Origin of the sequence: Swaminathania salitolerans (assembly GCF_007988945.1) — a bacterium.
Classification (GTDB): Bacteria; Pseudomonadota; Alphaproteobacteria; order Acetobacterales; family Acetobacteraceae; genus Swaminathania; species Swaminathania salitolerans.
On record NZ_BJVC01000002.1, the window covers coordinates 341,002 to 364,259 of the forward strand.

General features: G+C 62.1%; 16 protein-coding genes. 7 read left to right on the plus strand and 9 right to left on the minus strand.

The window, feature by feature from the left end:
• Nucleotides 1-22 precede the first annotated feature (22 nt).
• Together SSA02_RS05570 and SSA02_RS05575 are read right to left on the minus strand one after the other, a co-directional pair.
• Nucleotides 23-1,117 (minus strand): HlyD family secretion protein, encoded by a 1,095-nt coding sequence (locus tag SSA02_RS05570; protein ID WP_147092966.1) that lies wholly within the window; start codon nucleotides 1,115-1,117, stop codon nucleotides 23-25.
• A 3-nt stretch (nucleotides 1,118-1,120) separates the two neighbouring features.
• Nucleotides 1,121-2,680 carry an MFS transporter gene (locus tag SSA02_RS05575; RefSeq protein WP_147092968.1) on the minus strand — a complete coding sequence of 520 codons (1,560 nt, stop codon included), beginning with the start codon at nucleotides 2,678-2,680 and terminating at the stop codon, nucleotides 1,121-1,123.
• A gap of 470 nt (nucleotides 2,681-3,150) precedes the next feature.
• Here SSA02_RS05575 and SSA02_RS05580 point away from each other — a divergent pair, with 470 nt between their 5' ends.
• On the plus strand, nucleotides 3,151-3,912 hold the full coding sequence (locus SSA02_RS05580; protein ID WP_147092969.1) for an SDR family NAD(P)-dependent oxidoreductase: 762 nt from the start codon (nucleotides 3,151-3,153) through the stop codon (nucleotides 3,910-3,912).
• Nucleotides 3,913-4,046: 134 nt separating this feature from the next.
• Here SSA02_RS05580 and eda read toward each other — a convergent pair whose 3' ends face one another.
• On the minus strand, nucleotides 4,047-4,637 hold the full coding sequence (eda, locus tag SSA02_RS05585; RefSeq protein ID WP_246103658.1) for a bifunctional 4-hydroxy-2-oxoglutarate aldolase/2-dehydro-3-deoxy-phosphogluconate aldolase: 591 nt from the start codon (nucleotides 4,635-4,637) through the stop codon (nucleotides 4,047-4,049).
• Nucleotides 4,537-6,537, minus strand: coding sequence for a phosphogluconate dehydratase (gene edd / locus SSA02_RS05590; RefSeq protein ID WP_246103659.1), 2,001 nt, complete (start codon nucleotides 6,535-6,537; stop codon nucleotides 4,537-4,539). Before edd ends, eda begins: the two co-directional genes overlap by 101 nt.
• Nucleotides 6,538-6,843: 306 nt before the next feature.
• Here edd and SSA02_RS05595 point away from each other — a divergent pair, with 306 nt between their 5' ends.
• From SSA02_RS05595 to SSA02_RS05620, 6 genes are all read left to right on the plus strand, one after another.
• Nucleotides 6,844-9,789, plus strand: a complete 2,946-nt coding sequence (locus tag SSA02_RS05595; protein ID WP_147092973.1) for a TonB-dependent receptor domain-containing protein — start codon at nucleotides 6,844-6,846, stop codon at nucleotides 9,787-9,789.
• Nucleotides 9,790-9,950: 161 nt separating this feature from the next.
• Complete coding sequence (locus SSA02_RS05600) at nucleotides 9,951-11,588, plus strand: FGGY-family carbohydrate kinase (protein ID WP_147092975.1); 1,638 nt, start codon at nucleotides 9,951-9,953, stop codon at nucleotides 11,586-11,588.
• A 278-nt stretch (nucleotides 11,589-11,866) separates the two neighbouring features.
• Nucleotides 11,867-12,760 (plus strand): carbohydrate ABC transporter permease, encoded by an 894-nt coding sequence (locus SSA02_RS05605; protein WP_147092977.1) that lies wholly within the window; start codon nucleotides 11,867-11,869, stop codon nucleotides 12,758-12,760.
• Nucleotides 12,761-12,763: 3 nt separating this feature from the next.
• The gene (locus SSA02_RS05610) at nucleotides 12,764-13,591 is read left to right on the plus strand and encodes a carbohydrate ABC transporter permease (protein WP_147092979.1); all 828 of its coding nucleotides are present in this window, start codon (nucleotides 12,764-12,766) and stop codon (nucleotides 13,589-13,591) included.
• A gap of 56 nt (nucleotides 13,592-13,647) precedes the next feature.
• Entirely contained in the window at nucleotides 13,648-14,751 is a 1,104-nt protein-coding gene (locus SSA02_RS05615; RefSeq protein WP_147092980.1) for an ABC transporter ATP-binding protein, read from the plus strand.
• 14 nt (nucleotides 14,752-14,765) lie between these two features.
• Nucleotides 14,766-15,539 (plus strand): SDR family NAD(P)-dependent oxidoreductase, encoded by a 774-nt coding sequence (locus SSA02_RS05620; protein ID WP_147092982.1) that lies wholly within the window; start codon nucleotides 14,766-14,768, stop codon nucleotides 15,537-15,539.
• 127 nt (nucleotides 15,540-15,666) lie between these two features.
• On the opposite strand, the gene SSA02_RS05625 is transcribed toward SSA02_RS05620, so the two are convergent.
• The 5 genes from SSA02_RS05625 to SSA02_RS05650 form a co-directional block, all read right to left on the minus strand.
• Nucleotides 15,667-16,488, minus strand: coding sequence for a Cof-type HAD-IIB family hydrolase (locus SSA02_RS05625; protein ID WP_147092983.1), 822 nt, complete (start codon nucleotides 16,486-16,488; stop codon nucleotides 15,667-15,669).
• A complete protein-coding gene (locus SSA02_RS05630; RefSeq protein WP_147092985.1) occupies nucleotides 16,485-18,860 on the minus strand; it encodes a phosphoketolase family protein in 2,376 nt (791 codons plus the stop codon). The genes SSA02_RS05625 and SSA02_RS05630 overlap by 4 nt, the downstream gene beginning before the upstream one ends.
• Entirely contained in the window at nucleotides 18,857-20,059 is a 1,203-nt protein-coding gene (locus SSA02_RS05635; RefSeq protein WP_147092986.1) for an acetate/propionate family kinase, read from the minus strand. The genes SSA02_RS05630 and SSA02_RS05635 overlap by 4 nt, the downstream gene beginning before the upstream one ends.
• Before the next feature lie 854 nt (nucleotides 20,060-20,913).
• Nucleotides 20,914-22,224 carry a DEAD/DEAH box helicase gene (locus SSA02_RS05645; RefSeq protein WP_147092989.1) on the minus strand — a complete coding sequence of 437 codons (1,311 nt, stop codon included), beginning with the start codon at nucleotides 22,222-22,224 and terminating at the stop codon, nucleotides 20,914-20,916.
• 361 nt (nucleotides 22,225-22,585) lie between these two features.
• The gene (locus SSA02_RS05650) at nucleotides 22,586-23,194 is read right to left on the minus strand and encodes a nitroreductase family protein (protein ID WP_186807691.1); all 609 of its coding nucleotides are present in this window, start codon (nucleotides 23,192-23,194) and stop codon (nucleotides 22,586-22,588) included.
• Nucleotides 23,195-23,258 lie beyond the last annotated feature (64 nt).

Here is a 23,258-nt window from a genome sequence, read left to right on the forward strand (position 1 = left end):
GCCGTTCCACGCCGAAAGGGAATCATCGCTCCGTCAGCCCGCGCGCGCTGTGCCGCTGCTCCTCGACCACGTTTTCGAGTTGGGTATCAACGGTGGTTTCCACCGAGAATCCCATGCGCAGCAATCTGGCGAGAGGCTGACCGGGTGCCACGACGATCTTCACCGGGAGGCGCTGCACGATCTTGGTGAAATTGCCTGTCGCGTTCTCAGGAGCGATCGGCGCGAAGGCGGCACCGGAAGCGGGCGGGATACTGTCCACAATACCGTCGAGATCCATGTCATAGGCATCGACATGAATGCGCGCATGCTGGCCCGGTCTCATATGCCTCAGCGCGAGCTCGCGGTAATTCGCCATGATCCACAGCGCGTTCATCGGAACGACGGCCATGAGGGCTGCGCCGGGTGCTACGAAATTGCCCTTCTGGATCGTCTTCTCGCCCACCATCCCATCGAAGGGCGCGCGGATCGTCGTATAGGACAGGTTGAGTTCGTCCTGTCGCACCTCGGCATGATCGATGCGGAGCTTGCGAAGCGCGGCTTCGTGCTTCGCTTTCAGAACCGGTATCTCCGCCTCCGCAGCCCGTGTACGGGCCTCGAGACTGCGGAGATTCGCCTCGAGTTCATGCAGCCGGGCCTGCGTTTCCTGACGCTCCTGATCAGACCCGGCGCCACTGCGCGCCAGATTGTGGTAGCGCGCCGCGTTCTGTCTGGCGAAGACGAGCTGGGCCGCGACCCTCGCCGCTTCGGCCTTGTTCTCCTCGATCATGCTCGGCTGACGCTCGACCGAAGCCTGGGCGTCCAGCACCAGGGCCTCGTCCTGATGCAGGCGCGCCCGGCTCCTTTCGAGTGCGACCTCGTAATCGCGCGGATCGAGGCGCACGAGCGGCTGACCTGCCTTGACGCTCTCGTTATCGTCGACCAGCACCTCGGTCACCTGCCCGGGAATCCGGGGGGCGATCGTTGCGTAATGGGCGGATACATAGGCGTCGTTCGTCCAGACCTTGCGGTTGGGCATGAAGATGATTGCGAGAATCACCCCGCAGAACACGACAAGAATGATGCCGGTTACGACAAAAGGCCATTTCGCCGGGCTGCTTTTCTGATCGTCCGAAGCCATGGGTCAGGATCGTTTCTTCACAAACATGAGACGGGGGGGATAGGTGCGCTGGGGCAGGAGAAGCACCCAGAACATGAGAAGGACGGTAATCGCGGCAATGACGAGATAGGCGTCGGAAAGCTCGAGTACGGCGGTCTGATGCGCGACCTGATACTTGAAGACCGCCACAGAATCCGGCGTGCGGGGCGTTCCGTCAGGCAGGAGCGGCGCGGGATGCTGGAGCGGCAGCGCATTGGCCTGATAGGTCCGGTACCGGTCCCGGCCGATCTGATCCACGATCCGGTTCGAGTGCAATCCACCCCGCCAGCGATGGATGAGCTGCAGCATCCATACCCCGATCGCCTGGGAGACGGCCCGCGGCGTGTTGACCATGGCGGATGCGAAAGGTCCCTCCGCCGGGACGAGCGAGTTGGTCGACATCATGAGCAGGGGCATGACGATCATGGCCTCTCCCGCTCCCATGAAGATCTGCCAGAGATAGAACTCGTTCCTGTTCCAGGCAACGGTGAGGAAGCTGTCGCCCACGCAGGCCATGAAGATGAGGCCCATGCCGAGCAGGCTCACCACACGACTGTCGACGGTCCTGCTGTTCAGGACGACTGCCATCAGGGGCAGCATCACGAGCTGGATACCGGCGATCTCGAGCGTGACGGGATAGATCTGCTCGGGCCTGTATCCTGCGACCTCCTGCAGGAAGGTGGCCGGAAGGGTCGAGGAGGCAAGCGATACGACGAGAAAGACCAGAAGGGTCGAGGCACCATAGGCGAAATTGCGACGCCCCAGAAGCTGGATGCGAAAAAGCGGCGTATGCTGAAACCATTCATTGACGACCAGAAGCGGCAGACAGACCGCCGAGACGAGCGCCAGTACGCAGATGAGACTGGAATTGAACCAGTCGAGACGGTCTCCCTGCTGAAGCAGGGTGGAAAGGGCACCGAAACCGAAAAGAATGAGAAGCGCCCCGCGCCAGTCGAAATTCCGCACACGTTCGAGCCGGGTCGGTTCGGGAGGAATACCGTACCAGAGAAGCGAGAGCGCGATACTGCCGAACGGGATCGCCTGCCAGAACACGAAGCGCCAGTCGACGAGATCGGTCCACAGCCCGGCAAGAGCGGTGCTGAGATTGGGAAAGAAGGTTGCGGTCAGGGAATAGGCAGCAAGTCCGTACAGACGCACGGGCGGCGCAAGCACCCGCAGAGCCACCAGAAGCAGCAGAGGCACTGCGAACCCACCGGCGAGCCCCTCGATCATGCGGAGGATATAGATGAGCGTCAAAGTGCGGGTGAACGGAATGAAGGCGGCGGACAGGCAGGCGGTGAACGACACGAAAACGGCAAAACGCCTGACCCCCAGCGTAAGGGCAAGCCACGGAGCGAGCGCCATGCCCATGACTTCGGCCGAGAGATAGAGACTGTTGAACCATGTCCCCGGGTCGTGACTCAGCCCCATGGCGCCCAGGATATCCGGCAGAGACTGAGAGGAAACCTGCTCGTTGAGCTCGGTGGTCATCGCAAGAACGATGACCCCCGTGAGGCCGAAATAGGATCGTCCCTTCTCGGTCATGCGAACCGCACGACCATCCGGGACTCGTCATGAGAGCGACAGGGATACATTGTTTCATCATCCATCGTGAGGAAAGTCACTGGCAATGGAGGCGATCTTAAAACTTAAATTATCCTCACTTCGTCGCCCTGCCGACAAAAGCCGCTCCGGCCCGGTCAGTTGGCGTGAAATACCTGAAAACAGGCTCTTTTCCCGGACATATCCCCTGCGACGGAGCGAGATCCCTCCCGGATCGATGACACGATGATGTGACAGGACCGTCACGGTCGTGCGGTCCATTCTGCACGGGCGGCGCATGTCGCGGTCACGCGCGACACCGGGCACCGGGCACCGCATGCGGCACCACGCCGGACGACATAGCGCGAATGTGCCGTTCGCCCTCGTTCCGGGCGCGACCGGGCGGTGGCAATCCGGGCGGTGGCGATCCGGGCCATGACGAGCGAACCGACAACCGATACAGGGATGATCCGATGACTTCAGGAAAAACCGGCCGCCTTGCGAACAAGAGGGCCCTCATCACCGGAGCCGCGAAAGGTATCGGCGCGGCCACCGCACGGCTCTTCGCAGCCGAGGGCGCGCGTCTCGTTCTCAGCGATATCGACGAAAACGCGCTCTCCGCTCTCGGCGCGGAGTTACGCGAAGCGGGACACGAACTGCGCACGACACGCATGGATGTCTCGAATGAAGAGGATATCAAGGCGGCGGTTGCCCTGTCGGTCGAGGCTTTCGGCGGGCTGGACATTCTGGTCGCCAATGCCGGGATCATCCCGGAGGCGACCCTCGATGAGGCCACAGCGGCGTTGTGGGATCATACGATGGCCGTCGATGGCCGGGGCATGTTCCTGTCGTGCAAATACGCCGCCGAGGAAATGGTGAAGGCGGGCTCGGGGGCCATCGTCTGCCTTTCTTCCGTTTCGGCCTTTGCGGGTCAGCCGGGACAGGCGGTGTACGGTCCTGCGAAATACGTCGCATCCGGCATCACCAAGCATCTGGCCATCGACCTCGCAGACAAGGGCGTGCGCGTGAACGCTGTCGCTCCGGGCACGATTGCAACGCCAGCGGTCGCAGCCCTCGACGAGGCGGGGATCGCGCGGGTGGTTTCCATGCATCCGATCGGTCGCATCGGACAACCGGAAGAAGTGGCACCCGCCATCGCGTTCCTCGCGTCAGACGAAGCCTCTTTCATCACGGGGGCCGTGCTCCCCGTGGATGGCGGCTATCTGGCGCAGTGACGCCTGCGCCCCGGATGTCCCCGGGGCGTCGATAACGCGGGACGTCGATAACGCATGGCGTCGACAGCGCGAGGCGTCGATGGCGCGCGGCATCCAGCCCCGCGCCTGCCTGCCGCCTTGCGCGCTCGCTGCTGCTATGCGCGCAGTGCCGCCGCCTCGGAGGCGCGCAGCGTCACGCGCGCGGCATCGAACGCCCCGCCGGTGAGCCACGACCCGCCCACGCAGGACACCGCGGGATGGGCGAGCCATTCGGGCGCATTCTCGGCGGTGATGCCCCCGGTGGGGCAGAACCGGACCTGACCGAATACGGCAGCGAGCGCCTTGAGCGCGGGAAGCCCGCCATTGGCCATGGCCGGGAAGAACTTGAACCGGCTGAGCCCGAGATCCAGACCTCGCATGATATCGCCCGCATTCGCGATTCCGGGCAGGAACGGAATATCGAGACGCCGCGCCGCGTCGGCGATCTGGGTGGTCAGGCCCGGGCTGACGATGAATTCGGCCCCGGCATCGACACTGCGGGCGAGATCGTCCGCATTCAGAACCGTACCGGCACCGACCAGAGCGCCGTCCACGCGGGACATTTCACGAATGGCATCGAGCGCGCAGGGCGTTCGCAGGGTCACTTCAAGCGTGGTCAACCCGCCCGCGACCAGCGCCTGCGCGATCGGTCGCGCCAGGGCGAGATCCTGAATGACCAGAACCGGGATGACCGGGCAGCGCGTCATTACCGTGTCCAGCCGTTTCGTATCGAGCATGATCTGTATCCCTTTCCAGTTCTTCGTCGAGTGTCTCGCCCTGAGTGGCGATTATGTCTTCCATCGCCGCCAGCATGGCCGACCCGCCGCGCTCAGCGCTGTCGGACCGGCTACGCATCAGACCGAACAATTCACGCCCCGTGCCGAAACCCGGCGGCGGCGGCGATACGGGACGACGCTGCGCCCAGAGCGCGGGCTCGACCAGCACCTCGATCCGGCCCTCGCGTGCACAGATACGGATCATGTCGCCATCCCGGATGCAGGCAATAGGCCCGCCGGCCTGGGCCTCGGGGCTGATATGGATGGCTGCGGGTACCTTGCCGCTGGCGCCGGACATACGGCCATCGGTCAGTAGCGCGACGCGATATCCCTTGTCCTGCAGAACCGCAAGGGTCGGTGTCAGCTTGTGAAGTTCCGGCATACCGTTCGCATCCGGCCCCTGGAAGCGTACGACCACGATCACATCCCGGTTGAGCCTGCCCGCCTTGAAGGCAGCGATGACATCTTCCTGGGTGTGGAAAACACAGGCGGGCGCCTCGATCGTCTGGCGATCCTCCTCGACGGCACTGGTCTTGTAGATCCCGCGGCCAAGCGTCCCCTGAACGAGGCGCATTCCCCCATCGGGCCGGAATGGCTCCGACACATCCCTGAGCACCGAACGATCGGCGGAGGCGCGGGCAGCGCTGTAAAGCAGCGCCTCTCCCTCGAGACGGGCACGACATGCATAATCGGAGAATCCGTTCTTCGAAACGGTGAGAATGTCCTGATGCACCATTCCGGCCCGGCAGAGGGACGCGATGATCGTGGGCAGGCCGCCTGCCTCCTGCATCGCATTCACATCGGCAGAGCCGTTCGGATAGGCGCGGGTCAGAAGCGGCACCACGCTCGAAAGCGCGTCGAGATCCGCCCAGTCGATCCGGATGCCCGCAGCACGGGCGATCGCAGGCAGATGAATCGCGTGATTGGTAGACCCGCCGGTTGCAAGCAGACCGACAGCCGCATTCACGATGGCTTTCTCATCGACCATCCGCGCCAGAGGGCGATGATCCGGACCTTGCGCGCTGATCTCCACGAGGCGGTGCACGGCCTTGCGGGTCAATGCCTGGCGGATACGGCTGTTCGGGGTCCAGAAGGCGGAGTCGGGCAGCATGAGGCCCATCAGCTCGACCATCATCTGGTTGGTGTTGGCGGTACCGTAGAACGTGCATGTGCCTGCACTGTGATAGGACGCCGCCTCGGCCTCCATCAGGGCCGAAGCCTCCACCTTCCCTTCTGCATAAAGCTGCCTGACTCGCTGCTTTTCCTTGTTCGGCAGGCCGGACGGCATCGGTCCTGCCGGGACGAGAAGCGCCGGAAGATGGCCGAAGCGAAGCGCTCCGATGAGCAGTCCGGGGACGATCTTGTCGCAGATCCCGAGCAGGGCGACCCCCTCGAACATGCCGTGGCTGAGCCCGATCGCCGTGCTCATGGCGATGTTGTCGCGCGAAAGCAGCGACAGCTCCATTCCCTCCTGCCCCTGCGTCACTCCGTCGCACATGGCGGCAACGCCGCCGGCCACCTGCAGGGTCGCGTTCTTCTCCCGCGCAAACAGCTTCATCTGGTCGGGATAGCGCGCATAGGGCTGATGGGCCGAAAGCATGTCGTTATAGCTGGTGATGACGCCGAGATTGACGCCCCCTCCCCGCATCAGCCTGGCCTTGTCCTCTCCCGAAGCCGCCATGGCGTGAGCCAGATTGCCGCAGGCAAGCCGGGGACGGGAAATGCCCTTCTTGCGGTTGTGCTCGACGACGGAGAGATAGCGGCGGCGGGAAACAGCCGAGCGCGCAACGATGCGCTCGGTGACGGAAGCGATGACAGGATGCACGGTCATGGCGGCTCACTGATGAGGTGGTTTCGCTCGCGTTTTCGCGAGCAGCGCCGTTGTAAAGTTCTCGTGAAGAGCAGGTCAAGAGCGCGTGAGCAACATAATTCCATGCCGGGTGGCCATTTTGGATTTTTATATCAACAGTCAGGAAACCGGCTGTTGCAGACGGAACACATTGCAATGGAAATGTCACAATAGAGCGCAATGACACGACGTTACGAGATTGAAACCCTCGATCACGATATGCCATGTGCGGATCATTCTCCGGGGCTCTTCCCCCCCGTTTCCTTGTCCTCATCGCGAAAGTGACCAATGGCCATTTCCCGCATCCGCACCCGTCGCGCATCCCTGTTGCTCGGCGCGACGATCCTCACCGGGCTGACGTTCCAGGCGCAAGCCGCAACGCGTCAGGACGATAGCGCCCCCGCAAAGGGCGCTGTTCACAAGCAGGCACGCAAGGCGAGCGCAACGAAGCAGGGCGGCAAGGCGAACAAGCCTGCGGTGACGCGCCCTGGCACCAACCCGCTTGCCGTCTCGGCCCCCACGGCGCGTCGGCTCGACAATGCCAGGGTCATGGCAAAGGCCGGCGGTGCGGAGAGCATCACCGTCGTCGGATCCGCTCTGACGACCTCGAACAATACCAATGCCAACCCGGTGCAGATCATCACCGCCAAGCAGATCGCACAGACCGGCGTGAACAACCTCGCCGACTTCTTCGCGCGTCTGCCGACCGTCGGGTCCAGCGCAGTCTCCAATGCCGTGACCAATGGCGGCGGCGGCGTTTCCTGTACGGATCTGCGCAACCTCGGAACCAACCGCGTCCTGGTCCTGATCGACGGCAAGCGCACGACGATCAATGGCAACTCGAACTGCGTGGATCTCAACTCCATTCCCTTGCAGCAGGTCGCCGGCGTCGAAATCCTCAAGGATGGCGGTTCCGAGCTTTACGGTGCCGATGCCGTTTCGGGCGTGATCAACATCAAGATGCGCCACGATGTGAGCACGGGCAATGTCACGATGCGTGGCAGCATCTCGCAATATGGCGATGCGCCCGAGGGCATGCTCTCCGCCTTCAAGGGGTGGAATTTCGATCATGGACGCGGCAACATCACGCTGTTCGGTCAGTACCTGACCTCGACGGGCGTCATGCAGCGCAACCGGGCCTGGGCCAATCCCGTCGCGCTGTCGAATCCGCTTTCGGGTCAGCCGACCTACGGATCCTCCATCTCGAATACCGGCACGTTCTATCCGGATAGCGGGGGCACCTTCACGAGCCATGACGATGGCAAGACGGCCGTGCCCTTCACGAAGTCCGATCGCTATCCGTTCAACCGGGATTCGAGCCTGACGAACAACTACCAGGATTCGTCGCTCTCGGGCGACACGCATTACGACGTGAACAAGCATCTCACGCTCTATGCCAACGTCCTGTACAGCCATCGCACGACGAACAGCTTCATGGCGCCCGAGCCCATGACCGGCTCGATCCCGCCCAGCTCCCTCCCCTCGACTGTCGTCGTGCCGGGCGATTATCCGGGAAATCCGTTCGGCGAGGACACGACTGTTTATCGTCGCATGAACGAATGGGGCGCGCGTCGTTACGAGCGGGCTACTGACACGGTGACCGGCATGTTCGGCGCCAAGGGCGAGATCTATCGCGGCTGGATGTACGACGCATCCTATACCTATGGCGTCAACCGCGAGAACGTGCGCAGCCTCAATATCGGCAACTACGCCAATCTCCTGAACGCATGGGGCCTGCGCGCCACCGATCCGGGCAACCCGGAGACGGGTCTGGTATACGATCCCTCCGTCTGCCAGTCCTCGGCAGGCTGCTCCCTGTCCTCGCCTTTCGGAACGCTGACGCCCCAGGGCGCTGCCTACAGCAACTATACGACGGTCGAGAACATCCAGTACCAGTTCCGCGACACGAATTTCCGTGTGCATAACAACCATGTGCTGTCGCTTCCCTGGGCACATGGCGGCGATCTGGGTATCGCGCTCGGCATGGAACATCGCAGCGAGCAGATGAGCGACAGCCCGGATCCGCTGGTGCAGCAGGGTATCGCCCTGACGAACAGCCAGGCCTATACCGGCGGTGGATTCAACGTTTCGGAAGGGTATCTCGAAGGCAAGCTGAACCTGCTCAAGGATGCCTTCCTCGCGAAGGATCTGACGATCGACGCCCAGGGACGCTACTCTTCCTACAACACTTTCGGTGCCGCCAAGAACTGGAAGGTCGCGATAAACTGGGCACCCAATCGCGACATCCGTTTCCGTGCGACCCTGGGCACGTCCTATCGTCAGCCGAACATCTTCGAGCTTTTCGGCGGGCAGCAGCTCAGCTACGAAACCGCATACGATCCCTGCGCGAGAGTCGGCTCCTATGGCGGAAGCTCTCCCATGGTGGCGGCAACCTGCGCGCGTCAGGGCCTGCCCGCGAATTTCGAGCAGCTGAACTCGGCTCAGGTCGCAACCCTCCAGGGCGGCAACTCAAAGCTGCGTCCTGAAACCGGACGGACCTACACCTTCGGCACCGTGCTCACGCCGCACTGGGTACCCGGACTGTCCGTATCGGTCGAATACTGGCACTACACGATCAAGAACATGATCAGTGCTATCGGCACGCAGTATCTGCTCGACCAGTGCTATACCGGTGGCAACCCTGCGTATTGCAACAACATCATCCGCAATCCGCAGACGCAGCAGATCCAGTCCGCTTCCGCGCTCTACGAGAATCTCGGCGGGCTGCGCACCGGCGGCATCGACTTCGATCTCGATTACAGCATCCGGCTCTCGCGCCACGACCGCCTCAATCTGAGCAACAATTTCCAGCAGCTCATATCCTATCAGCAGCAATACGTGCCGGGCGGCCAGTGGTACAATTACGACGGGCGTCTGCTGTACAACAACAGCACGGGTCAGCCGCGCGTCCGCGATTATGCGACAGCAACCTGGCGTCATGACGCGTTCAGCCTCACCTATATGATGAATTATACGGGTGGCATGGTCTGGAACGACCAGTCGCAGGATCTGACGGCGGCATCGGGTGGACGGCATATGACACCCGGCATCTTCTCGCACGACGTCACCCTCGGCTATCGCCTCAATCGCTGGAACTTCCAGGCGGGCGTGCGCAATCTGTTCGACAAGAAGCCGCCTTATGTCGTCGATGGCGGAAGCAACACCAATGTCTGGCAGTACGGAAGCCTCATCCTCGGCCGGAACGTCTTCGTTCAGGCAGGTGTCGATTTCTGATCCCTGACGGAATTTTTCGTCCTGCAACCCGGTATCGCAAGATACCGGGTTTTTTTGTGTGAAATCCCACGATAGGCGATAGAAATAACACGAATCAGTGATTTGCATCCCAGAACATGAACAGGAAAGATGAAAATCCTGTTAGAGTTTGGATGGATTTCATGGAAGTAGTGATTGGCGTCGACGTCGGTACGGGAAGCGCGCGCGCCGGGATTTTCAGCCTCGATGGCGAAAAGCTCGCCTCTCATGTGACCCCGACGAAAAGCTGGCGTCCCGCCCCGGATTTCATCCAGCAATCGTCGAGCGACATCTGGTCGGCCATCTGCAAGAGCGTGCGCGAGGCGCTCGCTTCCCTCGATAAGCACGATATCAACGTGCGCGGCATCGGCTTCGACGCGACCTGTTCGCTCGTGGTGCTCGACGCAAAGGGCCAGCCTCTCTCCATCGACCCCGACGGTGCCGCCGGGCAGGACATCATCCTCTGGGCCGATCACCGCGCCCTCGAGGAGGCAGAGACGATCAATGCCGGAGGCCACGAGGTTCTGCGCTATGTCGGGGGAACGATCTCGCCGGAAATGGAAACCCCCAAGCTGCTCTGGCTCAAGCGGCACATGCCCGGGATCTTCGACCGCGCCGGTTACTTCTTCGACCTGCCGGATTACCTGACCTGGCGCGCGACGGGCTCGGATACGCGCAGCTGCTGTTCGACAGTCTGCAAATGGACCTATCTGGCACATGAGCGGCGCTGGGACGACAGCTATTTCGAGGCGATCGGTCTCGGGGAGCTGGTCGAGGAGGGCTATCGACGGATCGGGCGCGACGTACGCGCACTCGGCGGGGCGGTGGGCAACGGCCTGAGCGAGGACGCCGCCGAGGCTCTCGGTCTGGCAGCGGGGATTCCGGTCGGTGTGTCCGCCATCGACGCCCATGCCGGAGGGATCGGCGTTCTCGGTTCGGCCTCTGGCGAGACGCTCGACGATGCGACTCTCGACCGCAGCCTTGCCCTGATCGGAGGCACCTCGAGCTGTCACATGGCGGTCTCTCGCGCACCCCGCTTCGTGAAGGGCGTATGGGGGCCGTATTCCGAGGCGATGCTCCCGGAGATGTGGCTCAACGAGGCCGGTCAGTCGGCAGTGGGGTCTCTCGTCGATTTCGTGATCTCGACCCATGCGGCAGGTCCGGCTCTGGCCGAGGATGCCCGTCGCGAGGGCCGGACGGTCTATGAGCTGCTCAATGAACGCCTGGCCGAGCTCGAGCGCGATGCGATACCGGGAACGCTGACAGCCGCCTTTCACGTTCAGCCTGATTTCCACGGCAATCGCTCGCCTCATGCCGATCCGACATTGCGCGGCATGATTTCGGGCCTGAGCCTTTCTGCCGAACGCGACGATCTCGTGCGTCTCTATCTCGCAACCATCCAGGGGCTGGCATACGGGACGCGCGATATCATCGAGGCGCTCAATGCCGAGGGCTATGCCATCGACACGATCTTCGCGACAGGGGGCGGCACGAAGAACCCCGTCTTCCTGCGCGAACATGCCAACGCCACCGGATGCCGCATCCTTCTGCCGGGCGAGACGGACGCGGTTCTGCTCGGCTCGGCCATACTGGGCGCTGTGGCAGGGGGCGTCTATCCGGATATGCGGCGGGCAATGTCCCAGATGAGCCGCGTCGGCGCCGAGATTGCCCCGGCTCCGGAAACGAAACGCTATCACGACGCGAAATACGCCGTATTTCAGGCCATGTATCGCGAACAGCTGAACCACCGGGAGACGATGCGCGCCGCCTTTACTGCCTGATTCCGACCGAAGACCCCGCTCCCGCGCCGGACGGAAAGGAAGGCTCGGGAAAGGGAGCCACCGGAAAAGGGAGCCCTCGAAACAGGGAGCCCCCGGGCCAGGAAGCTCTCGGGAGAGAGAGAGCGCTTCGGATGGGTCGGGAGCTTCCGCTCCGGGGAGACGACGAGGGGAATGGCCCCGCCCCTCTGCCGGGCCGATCCAAAGGCCCGGACATACAGAAATACAGATACGATTTTCCTATCATCCGAGACGGGCCCGCGTGCCCGCGGAGTGTGCCCATGGAAACGACTCTCTCCCCGCCGAAGGGGAAAAAAGGCAGGACCGGTGCGGCGTTGTTCCTTTCGCCTGCCGTGCTCATTCTTCTCGTCTGGTCTCTGATCCCGCTCGCTCTCACGCTCTGGTATTCCTTCCAGAACTACAATCTCGTCGATCCGACGCTCTCCGGCTTCGCCGGTCTGGACAATTACCGCTATCTTCTGACCGATCCCGATTTCGTCTGGGCGCTTCTGAACACGGTTCTGCTCGTTCTCGGGGTTCTGGTCATCAGTGTAGGCGGCGGCGTTCTCCTGGCCGTGCTCTACGATCAGGATTTCCTGGGGCGCGGGATCGCGCGGATCCTGGTGATCTCTCCCTTCTTCGTCATGCCGACCGTTTCTGCCCTGGTATGGAAGAACCTGATGCTGCACCCGATCTACGGGGTGTACAGCGCGATGATGCGTGCCGTAGGCCTGACGCCGATCGACTGGCTCCAGCATTACCCCATGCAGACCGTGATGATGATCGTCGCCTGGGAGTGGCTTCCTTTCGCGGTGTTGATCCTTCTTACAGCCGTCCAGTCGCTCGATCACGAGCAGAAAGAGGCGGCCCGGATGGACGGAGCCGGCCCTGTCGCACGATTCCGCTACATCATCCTTCCGCATCTCAGCCGCGCCATCACGGTCGTTATCATGATCGAGACGATCTATCTCCTTACGATCTTCGCAGAGATCTGGGTGACGACATCGGGTGGGCCAGGCGTCGCCTCGACCAATCTCGCCTTCCTCATCTATGCCCGCGCCCTTCTCCAGTTCGATGTCGGCGGTGCGTCTGCGGGCGGCGTGATCGCGATCGTCATCGCAAATGTCATCGCCGCTTTCCTCGTCCGCGCCGTCGCGCGCAATCTGGAGGCCTGACCCATGACCGGATCAAAGCGCAAATTCGCCCGGATCGCGATCGGTACGATCGGCTGGGTCGTGGCTCTGTGGATCTTCTTTCCGATCCTGTGGATGGTGTTGACAGGGTTCAAGAGCGAGATGGACGCGATCTCGACTCCACCGCATCTGTTCTTCACCCCGACGCTGGAAAGCTACCACGAAGTCTTCGCCCAGGCCGATTACTGGCATTTCACCTTCAATACCGTCCTGATGTCGGTATTTGCGACAGGAGGGGCGCTGGCGCTCGCCGTACCGGCCGCCTACGCCATGGCTTTCTATCCGACCCGACGGACACGGACGACCCTGCTCTGGATGCTCTCGACCAGAATGCTGCCACCGGTCGGCGTGCTCGTGCCGGTCTATCTCATCGCCCGCTCCACCCATCTCCTGGATACGACGCTCGGCCTCGGGATCATCAACCTGCTGACCAATCTGCCGATCATCGTCTGGATGCTTTACACCTTCTTCAAGGAGGTTCCGGTGCCGATCCTCGAAGCGGGAAGGATGGACGGGGCCAGCCGCTGGCAGGAAATCACGGTCGTGCTTCTTCCCCTCGCCTTGCCCGGAATCGCCTCGACCGCCCTGCTCTCCCTGATCCTGTGCTGGAACGAGGCGTTCTGGGCGCTCAATCTCACCTCATCCCGGGCAGCGCCTCTCGCGGCTTTCATCGCATCCTTCTCCTCGCCCGAGGGATTGTTCTTCGGCAAGCTCTCGGCTGCCTCCACCCTCGCCGTGGCGCCGATCCTGCTCTTCGGCTGGTTCAGCCAGAAGCAGCTCGTGCGCGGTCTGACGTTCGGTGCCGTGAAATGACCTCTCATCCGACATCGCCCCCTTCTCCTGCATTGCGCGTTTCTACGGAGCCGACCATGGCCAAGCTTGCCCTGCGGGATATCCGCAAGACCTATCATGCCGAGGAAATCATCAAGGGCGTCTCGCTCGACATAGAAGACGGGGAATTCGTCGTTTTCGTCGGCCCGTCCGGCTGCGGCAAATCCACCCTCCTGCGCATGATCGCAGGGCTGGAGGAAATCAGCGCGGGCGATCTTCTGATCGACGGCGCGCGCATGAACGATGTCGAGCCTGCAAAACGCGGTCTCGCCATGGTGTTCCAGTCCTATGCCCTCTATCCGCACATGAACGTCTATCAGAATATGGAATTCGGCCTGAAACTGGCGGGAATGCCCGAGGCCGAAAGACGGCGGAAAATCACCGAGGTCGCAACCACGCTGCAACTCGATGCCTATCTCAAACACAAGCCCGGTCAGCTCTCCGGCGGGCAGAGGCAGCGCGTGGCGATCGGACGCGCCATCGTGCGCAATCCGAAAGTCTTCCTTTTCGACGAGCCCCTGTCCAATCTCGATGCAGCCCTGCGGGGACAGATGCGCGTCGAACTCGCGACGCTGCACAGGCGTCTTGGCGCCACCACGATCTATGTGACCCACGACCAGATCGAAGCCATGACCATGGCCGACAAGATCGTCGTATTGCAAAAGGGCGTAGTGGAGCAGGTCGGCTCGCCCCTCGAACTCTATCATCACCCGCGCAATCTCTTCGTCGCCCGTTTCATCGGGTCTCCGCCCATGAACTTCCTCTCGGTCCGCATCGTCGGAAGCGGGCCGGACGGTCTGACGGTGGAGACATCGCAAGGGGCACGGATCGACGTTCCCGTTCTGGCTGAGAGCGCAGTAGCGGGAAGCGATCTGACCCTGGGCGTCCGACCCGAGCACATCGTGATCGACGCGCAAGGGACAGTACCGGGCACGATCCGCCTTGTGGAACGTCTCGGCGCCCTGACCCTGCTCCATGTCGCGCTCGAGGACGGATCGGTTCTGATCGTCCAGACCGATGGCGATCATGGTGGACAGGTGGACGCCCCTGTCAGACTCACGCTGCTCTCCGAAAATTGTCATCTCTTCGACGCAAAAGGCATGGCGCTGACCAAGCTCATGCGTCACCGTCTCGCCGGCTAACAAGGATCATTCGTATGTATATGGAAAAACTTCGCCTGGACGGTCGCGTCGCTGTCATCACGGGCGGCGCACAGAATATCGGGCTGTGCTGTGCCAGCGCCCTGGCCGAGGCGGGAGCTCATGTGATCCTGGCCGATCTCGATGGCAGGAAAGCCGAGGACTCAGCGCTTGCCCTGACCGAGAAGGGCTTCGGTGCAAACGGCGTCGCGATGGATGTCACATCCGAAGCGAGCGTGCGCGAGGCCATTGCCGGAATCCGTGGCCAGCACGGGCATATCGACATTCTCGTCGCCAATGCCGGTCTGTGCATTTCCGAAGTAAAGGCCGAGGATATGACGGAGGAGCAATGGCTCAAGCAGGTGAACGTCAATCTTAACGGGGTTTTCCGTACCTGTCAGGCCGTTGGCCGGGTCATGATCGAGCAGAAGAAAGGCGCGATCGTCGCGATCGGCTCCATGTCGGGCCTCATCGTCAATCGCCCCCAGGAGCAGGCGGCCTATAATGCCTCCAAGGCGGGCGTCCATCAGTACATCCGCTCTCTCGCAGCGGAATGGGCGCAGCACAATATCCGGGCCAACGCCGTGGCGCCCACCTATATCGAGACGACTCTCACGCGGTTCGGCATGCAGAAGCCCGAACTCTACGACCGCTGGATCGACGGCACCCCCATGGCACGGGTAGGACAGCCGGAAGAAGTCGCGTCGGTCGTGCAGTTCCTTGCCTCCGACGCGGCAAGTCTCATGACCGGATCGATCGTCAGCGTCGATGGCGGCTTTACCGTCTGGTAAGACGCCCCGAGAGAATACACGACCGGCGCACGGCCCGGATATCGGCGCGAGGCGGAAAATACCCCTCGCGCCACCGGGTGTGCCGCGATCCGTGCGGGAGCGCCGGACAGTCCCGCTCCGGGACCGATCACGACGAGGATGTATCGCCCGACCCGAGCACGTAACGCTCGATGCCCAGTGCAAACCCCTCTTCCTCGCATGAGGTCGAGACGAATTGCGCCGCCTTCCGCACGGTTTCGTTCGCCTGCCCCATCGCGATGGACATGCCGCTCTTGCGGAACATGAGGATATCGTTCGGCTGGTCTCCCATCGTCGCGATCGCGTCCGCCGGGATGGACAGGAGGCGCGCGAGCGTCTCCACCACACCGCCCTTGTTCGCATCGCGATTTGTGACGTCCACATAATAAGGCTGCGAACATGCGGCAGATGCGGTCTCGCCCAGCGCCTCCTGCAGATCGCGCTCGAGGCGCTGCATGAGATCGGCATCGTCGCTGACACCGGTAATCTTGACGACATCGTCAAGATGCCGGGTGACGTCATCCACCTCCGGCGCGAATTTCACCGTCCATTGTTCCCGGGCGACATGGGGGGCATCGGCATCGCCCACGAACCACTCCTTGCTCGTATAGACCCACGGGTCGGCGCCATGATCGCGGATCAGGCGCAATACGGTCTCAGCCTGGTCGTGTGTCAGCGTTCTGGTTTCGATCACCGTCCAGTCGGGTTTGACCAGAACGCCGCCATTGAAACCGGCAATGGGCAGGTCCAGCGCAAGCGGCTCGACGAGCATGGCCATACCGCGAGGCGGGCGCCCGCTGGTCACTGCAAATCCGATCCCGCGTTCGCGCAGGGCCTTCACTGCGCGGATCGCTCTGGGTGTCAGGATCTTGTCCCTGGTCACGAGTGTCCCGTCGACATCGGCCAGAACGAGTTTGGTCGTCGTATTCATGAGTCGCAGCCTTCCTGCCAGCGCCAGTTCCTGATTTCCGGCATATCCTCGCCATGCTGGCGAATATAGCGGTTATGAGCGACCAGCTTGTCATTGATCATCTGGGTCATATAGGCCGCATGGCCCGAAAGCGCAGGAACGCGACGGGCCGCATTGAGCACGATGTGAAAGCGGTCCAGCTCGTTCTGCACTGTCATGTCGAAGGGTGTCGTCGTCGTACCCTCTTCCCTGAATCCGTGAACATGGAAATTGCCGCGGTTGCTCCGGCGATAGACGAGACGATGAATGAGCTGCGGATATCCGTGAAACGCGAAGATCACGGGGCGATCGACGGTAAAGAGATTATCGAAAACGACGTCGTCCAGACCGTGCGGATGCTCGCTCGGCGATTGCAGGGTCATCAGATCGACGACATTGACCACACGGATCCTGAGATGCGGCGCCTCCTCCCGGAGGATCCTGACGGCTGCCAGAGCCTCGACCGTCGGTACATCGCCCGCACAGGCGATGACGAGATCCGGCTCGTGTCCCTTGTCATTGCTGGCCCAGCTCCAGATCCCGACCCCCTGGGAGCAATGCGCTATGGCCGCGTCCATATCCATCCATTGATGTTCGGGCTGCTTGCCTGCCACGATCACATTGATGCGGTCCCAGCTCTCGAGGCAGTGCCGGGCCACGAACAAAAGAGAATTCGCATCCGGCGGCAGATAAACGCGTGCGATATCGGCTTTCTTGTTCACGACATGGTCGATGAAACCGGGATCCTGATGACTGAAGCCGTTATGATCCTGACGCCATACATGAGACGTGAGCAGATAGTTCAGAGAGGAAATCGGACGTCGCCATGGAACCTCCTTCGAGGTCTTGATCCATTTCGCATGCTGGTTGACCATCGAGTCCACGATATGCACGAAGGCCTCGTAGCACGAGAAGAAGCCGTGCCGTCCGGTCAGCAGATAACCCTCAAGCCAGCCTTGCACCGTATGCTCGCTGAGGATTTCCATCACCATGCCATCGGGGGCCAGATGATCGTCATAGGGAAGCGTATCCGCCATCCAGGCGCGATCCGTGACGTCCAGCACGGCATTCAGACGGTTCGAGTTGTTCTCGTCGGGTGAGAGAACCCGGAAATGCCGCTGTTCCAGATTGGCGCGCATCACCTCACGCAGCCAGTTCCCGAGAATCCTCGTACTCTCACCGATCACCGACCCGGGGGATGGCACGGCGAGAGCATGGGTCTCTATGTCCGGCATGCGCAAAGGGCGTCGCAACTGACCGCCATTGGCATGAGGGTTGTCGCTCATGCGCAGATCGCCCCGGGGAGCGAGCGCTGCAATCTCCTCGAACAGGCGCCCCTTCTCGTCGAAAAGCGTCTCCGGCGCGTAGCTGCGCAGCCAGTGCTCGAGGATCTCGAGGTGACCCGGCTTGTCGAGATCCGTAAGCGGAACCTGATGGCTCCTCCAGTATCCCTCGCAGCGCTTGCCATCCACCTCTTTGGGTCCGGTCCATCCCTTGGGCGTGCGCAGGACGATCATCGGCCAGACGGGGCGCGCGGTTTCTCCCCCCTCGCGGGCGTCCCTGCGGATCTGCGCGATGCGGTCGAAGCAGTGATCCATCGCGCTGGCCATTGCCTGATGGACCTCGTCCGGCACATCTCCGGCAACGATGACAGGTTCGTAGCCATAGCCGCGAAACAGGGCTGTCAGTTCCTCGTCAGGGATGCGCGCAAGGATAGTGGGGTTCGCGATCTTGTAGCCGTTGAGATGGAGGATCGGCAGCACGGCGCCATCGTATCGGGGGTCGAGAAACTTGTTGCTGTGCCATGAGGTGGCGAGCGGCCCTGTCTCGGCCTCGCCATCGCCCACGACGCACGCCACGACGAGATCGGGATTGTCGAGCACGGCGCCGAATGCGTGGGAAAGGGAATAGCCGAGCTCTCCTCCTTCATGGATCGATCCGGGTGTCGTGGCCGCCGCATGGCTCGGAATACCGCCGGGGAAGGAGAACTGCTTGACCAGACGGCCGAGCCCTTCGAGATCCTGAGAGACCTCAGGGAAATAGGAGCTGTAGGTTCCCTCGAGATAGGTCGCAGCGACGACCCCGGGTGCGCCATGGCCGGGCCCTGCGATGAACAGAACGCGCGACTCTTTCTCTTTTATGATCCGGTTGAGATGGAGATAGACGAATGTCAGGCCCGGCGTGGTGCCGAAATGACCGAGGAGCCGGGGCTTGACGTGCTCGCGGCGCAAGGGCTCGCGCAGCAGCGGGTTATCGAGAAGATAGATCTGTGCGACCGAGAGGTAGTTGGCGGCGCGCCACCATCGGTCGAACAAGGTGAGCTGGGTCGGAGAGAGAGGAGCGCTTTCCTTCATGAATCGTCGATCCTTTCCAGTATGGACTGCGTATGACGGAAGATCGTCGTCTCTTCATCCGCAGCGATGATGAGCACCTGAACCGATGCTGAACCAGTCCCGATGACCGTCTCTCCCGCAGCATTCGCGGCATCGCAGATCTGCACGCCGAGCCATTCCAGCCTCTTGCAGACGTCGCGACGGAAGATGGAATCGTGCTGTCCGATCCCACCCGTGAAGACCAGGGCATCGATACCGCCCATCTGCGCGATCAGACCGCCCGCCTGCTGCACGAAACGCTCGACGAACATGTCGAGTGCCAGACGCGTTTGCGGATCGGACATATGCTCGCGCAGGACGCGCATGTCATTCGACCGCCCCGATACACCCAGGAGCCCGGAGCGATAGTACAGCGTGTCCTGAACCTCTTTCGGGGAGAGATTCCTCTGCTGGAGAAGATAGAGAATAGCACCGGGATCGATTGCACCGCATCGCGTGCCCATCATGAGCCCGTCGAGAACGGTCAGACCCATCGTGGTGCCGACGCTCAGCCCTTCATGCATGGCGCACAGACTCGCGCCATTGCCGATATGCGCGACCAGCACCTTCTTACGGGCGAGTTCGGGGAAACGGGCCGCCAGATCCTGCGCAATGAAATCGTAGGAGAGCCCGTGGAACCCGTAGACGCGCGCGCCACCGTCGATCAGCGAGGCAGGCAGAGGCAGCCGGGTCCGTATTTCGGGAATGGTATGGTGATAGGAGGTATCGAAACAGGCGACCTGCACCAGATCGGGCTTGTCCTGCAAAATGCGGCGCATGGGCGCGATCGAGGGCGGCTGATGCAGCGGCGCGAGCGGAATCAGGGCGTCGAGCTCCGCCAGAGCCGTCTGGTCGATCCGTGACGGGCCGGTAAAATACGCACCGCCATGAACGACGCGATGACCTACGGCCGAGAGCTTGCCTCCAGCTACGGACGTTTCGACATGGTTCAGGATATGCCCGATCATCTCGCCGCGCAGCGCCCCTTCGGGCCCGGTTTCAGGAAACTCACGCCGCTCGGTCGTGCCGCTTGCATCGCGTGTCGAGAGCAGGGCGCCGCCGGGCCTGAACTCGGCCATACCGGACATCAGCCTCTCGCCGCGGCTCTCATGGCCGAACAGGGCAAACTTGATGCTCGAAGAGCCGGAATTGAGTGTGAGAATGGTCCTGGGCTGAGACACGGTTCGTCCTCGTCATGGAAGCCGCGGATGTCTTCATCCGCCTTTTCAACTGCATCCTTAACCGAGGGTTTTTTTACGGAAATCCGCAAAGACGCGACAAAAAATGACGTCCCGAAAATAAAACAAACAAAAACAAGGTTCTAACGGAAAATATCACATTGCCGAACACCCGTTCGTGAAGAAACCGGCAATATGGAAGACAGAGTTCGGGAACAAAACGCCCGATGACTCGCGGCGTCCCGAGCGCGGCCGTCTGCCATCCCCGCCACCCCGGCCCCGGGCGTCCTCTGCTGGGCATCTGATCCGCGGCATTTTCCGCGATGTATTCATCCCGAGACTACTCACCGCGGGGGACAACCGGAACGTCTGGCGCCGGGTTGCCGGAAGACGAGGGATCGGAGCCCGTATTCCCGAACTCCGCCCTCCCCCCGGTAGGCGCTTTCCGGAAGAGCGAGGCGACGCTGGAGCCTTTTTTCTCAATCTGCCTCGTATCCTCGGGCGATGAAGATATTTACGCCAGTTTCGGGTCGGGCATAATCGATGAGAGCGCCAATCCTGTTCCTGAACCAGTCACCGGTGCGTCCTGCGGCACGGCGGAGATGGGCCTTGCGTTTTGAAAAAGCCATCTCGATCGGATCGAAGTCCGGACTGCAGCGCGACAGGCACACTCATCGATCACGTCACGACCGAAGACTGCGCCATCTTCTTCAGCGCCGCAGGATACGAGCCGGATCGAGGCAAAAACGCTCCAGCAGCGCGCGATCGTCTCCGCCGGGGCGCCTGTCGGATTCTCGACCGGATCGCGCGTCAGACGGTTTTGCCGGACCCTCTACAGAAAGCCCGGCCCGATCCGCTCAGCGCGTGCCGCGCGCCCGTGCGGGGCGATTGCCGGGACGACGTCCCTGTCCGTCGCGCGGCGCCGATGACGGGCGTCCGTTTCCGCCCTGGCCGCCACGGTTCTGATGACCGCCACGCCCGCGACCGCCTCCACCGAGCACCGGCGGACGCATCGTCGAATTCTGCGCGGCCTCGGAATGATAGGGATGATCGCTGACGACGGGGATCGTCTTGCCGATCAGCTTCTCGATATCTTTCAGCCAGGCTCTCTGCTCGGCATCGCAAAGAGAAACCGCCCAGCCGTCGCGACCTGCCCTTGCCGTACGACCGATGCGGTGGACATAGCTCTCGGCCACATTCGGCAGGTCGTAATTGAAGACGTGGCTGACATCGTCGACATCGATTCCGCGCGCCGCGATATCGGTGGCCACCAGCACCTTGACCGATCCATCACGGAAACCGGCCATGGCGCGCTCGCGTGCGCCCTGCGACTTGTTCCCATGAATGGCTTCGGCACGGATGCCCTGCGCGTTGAGGAAGTCCGAGACCTTGTTCGCCTCATGCTTCATCAGGGTGAATACGACCGCGCGCTGAACCTTGGGGTTCTGGGCGAGAAGAAGGATCGCCGAACGCTTGTCTTCCGAATTGACGAACATGACACCCTGCCGGATGCGATCGACCGTCGATGAGGGCGGAGTCACCTCGACCTTCGCCGGATCGTGCAGGAGCGAATGGGCAAGCTCCTCGATCGCCTTGGGCATGGTCGCGGAGAAAAGAACGGTCTGACGGTTCTTGGGCAGAAGAGCCACGATGCGCTTGATGTCACGCACGAACCCCATATCGAGCATCCGGTCCGCCTCGTCGAGCACGAGCACCTCGAGATCATGCAGATCGATATGCCCCTGCCCGATGAGATCGAGCAAACGCCCCGGGGCAGCCGTGAGCACATCGACGCCACGGCGCATCGCCTCGACCTGACGGCCCTGACCGACTCCGCCGAAGATCACCGCATGACGAAGCTTCATGTGCCGGGCATAGGACTTGAAGCTGTCGTCGATCTGGGCTGCGAGCTCACGTGTGGGAGCGAGCACCAGAACCCGGGCGGATTTCGGCGTGAGGGGACGCGGATGGGTGAGGAGACGATGAAGGGCCGGAAGGGCGAAAGCCGCTGTCTTGCCCGTGCCTGTCTGGGCAAGCCCGAGAAGGTCGCGCCCCTGCAGGAGATAGGGTATCGCACCGGCCTGGATCGGCGTCGGGGTCGTATAGCCCTCTTCCGTCAGGGCCCGCTGGATGGGCATGGCGAGCTGAAGATCGGCAAAACTGGTCACTCAGGGCGACTCCGTGAATAGGGCCATGCGTGCATCTGCAGGCCCAAAGGATGACGCCTCTTGTCCCGGACGTCGGAAGGGTGGAAAACGATCCGGAATCGAGAACCGAGACGAAACCCGCGCCGTCACGCAGGGCGTGACGTCAGGACCGACAGACTGAAACTGGACCGGAATCGCCCCTGTATAAGGAGACAGTCACTGCGATGCAAGCCATGCTGAATGCATCGCTCCGCAGGGGGCCGTCTCGAGCGCGCCGTTTCGGGTCAGGCAGGCATGCCGGGGTGAGACCGTGCGGGTGGAGCGGTTCGGCTGGACCGGTCGGCCGGGCTCGTCTTGCCCGGCCTGTTTAACCCGCGCTGTCTCAGGCGAAACGGTTATGGATGATGGTCTCGTCGAGCGGCAGGTGTCCGCCATGGGGCGGATATTCGCCCGTCTGCTTGCCGATCGCCACGAACATGACGACCTCATGATCGGGTGGCAGGTTGATCAGCTTCCCCACCGCCTCGAAATCGAATCCGTCCATGGGGCATGACTGATACCCATGCGCCGCTGCGGCGAGCATCAGCGCATAGGCAGCGATACCGCAGGAGCGGATACCTTCGTCGCGTTGCAGCTGCTCCCTGCCCTCATAGAAGCTGTGGATCATGCTTTCATAGGTCTCGCGCATCTTCGCGGGCGCCTCGGCCCAGTACCGGCCAGGATTCTTTTTCCATGCCTTGAAATCGGCACACAGAACGATGAGGGCGCTGGCTTCCTCGACCTGCGGCTGATTCCATGCCTGGGCGCGGATCTCCTTGCGCAGGGCAGGATCGCTGACGACCACGAAACGCCAGTGCTGGATGTTGAACGCCGTTGGCGCGTGACGTCCGGCATCGAGTATGGCGCGGAGCTCGTGCCCGGGAATGGTGACGGACGGATCGAAACGCTTGGCTGAACGGCGTTCGGCAATAGCGGTCAGAATATCGGTCATGATGGTTCCTTTACCTCGGGGGGCGTGAAATCCCGTCGGCTCTTGCGGCGTAGGCCGGGATCGA

What these genes read in the sequence shown, in the direction of transcription:
- SSA02_RS05570 (WP_147092966.1), bottom strand. Translation starts at nt 1,117, where the DNA reads ATGGCTTCGGACGATCAGAAAAGCAGCCCGGCGAAATGGCCTTTTGTC.
- SSA02_RS05575 (WP_147092968.1), bottom strand. Translation starts at nt 2,680, where the DNA reads ATGACCGAGAAGGGACGATCCTATTTCGGCCTCACGGGGGTCATCGTT.
- SSA02_RS05580 (WP_147092969.1), top strand. Translation starts at nt 3,151, where the DNA reads ATGACTTCAGGAAAAACCGGCCGCCTTGCGAACAAGAGGGCCCTCATC.
- eda (WP_246103658.1), bottom strand. Translation starts at nt 4,637, where the DNA reads ATGACGCGCTGCCCGGTCATCCCGGTTCTGGTCATTCAGGATCTCGCC.
- edd (WP_246103659.1), bottom strand. Translation starts at nt 6,537, where the DNA reads ATGACCGTGCATCCTGTCATCGCTTCCGTCACCGAGCGCATCGTTGCG.
- SSA02_RS05595 (WP_147092973.1), top strand. Translation starts at nt 6,844, where the DNA reads ATGGCCATTTCCCGCATCCGCACCCGTCGCGCATCCCTGTTGCTCGGC.
- SSA02_RS05600 (WP_147092975.1), top strand. Translation starts at nt 9,951, where the DNA reads ATGGAAGTAGTGATTGGCGTCGACGTCGGTACGGGAAGCGCGCGCGCC.
- SSA02_RS05605 (WP_147092977.1), top strand. Translation starts at nt 11,867, where the DNA reads ATGGAAACGACTCTCTCCCCGCCGAAGGGGAAAAAAGGCAGGACCGGT.
- SSA02_RS05610 (WP_147092979.1), top strand. Translation starts at nt 12,764, where the DNA reads ATGACCGGATCAAAGCGCAAATTCGCCCGGATCGCGATCGGTACGATC.
- SSA02_RS05615 (WP_147092980.1), top strand. Translation starts at nt 13,648, where the DNA reads ATGGCCAAGCTTGCCCTGCGGGATATCCGCAAGACCTATCATGCCGAG.
- SSA02_RS05620 (WP_147092982.1), top strand. Translation starts at nt 14,766, where the DNA reads ATGTATATGGAAAAACTTCGCCTGGACGGTCGCGTCGCTGTCATCACG.
- SSA02_RS05625 (WP_147092983.1), bottom strand. Translation starts at nt 16,488, where the DNA reads ATGAATACGACGACCAAACTCGTTCTGGCCGATGTCGACGGGACACTC.
- SSA02_RS05630 (WP_147092985.1), bottom strand. Translation starts at nt 18,860, where the DNA reads ATGAAGGAAAGCGCTCCTCTCTCTCCGACCCAGCTCACCTTGTTCGAC.
- SSA02_RS05650 (WP_186807691.1), bottom strand. Translation starts at nt 23,194, where the DNA reads ATGACCGATATTCTGACCGCTATTGCCGAACGCCGTTCAGCCAAGCGT.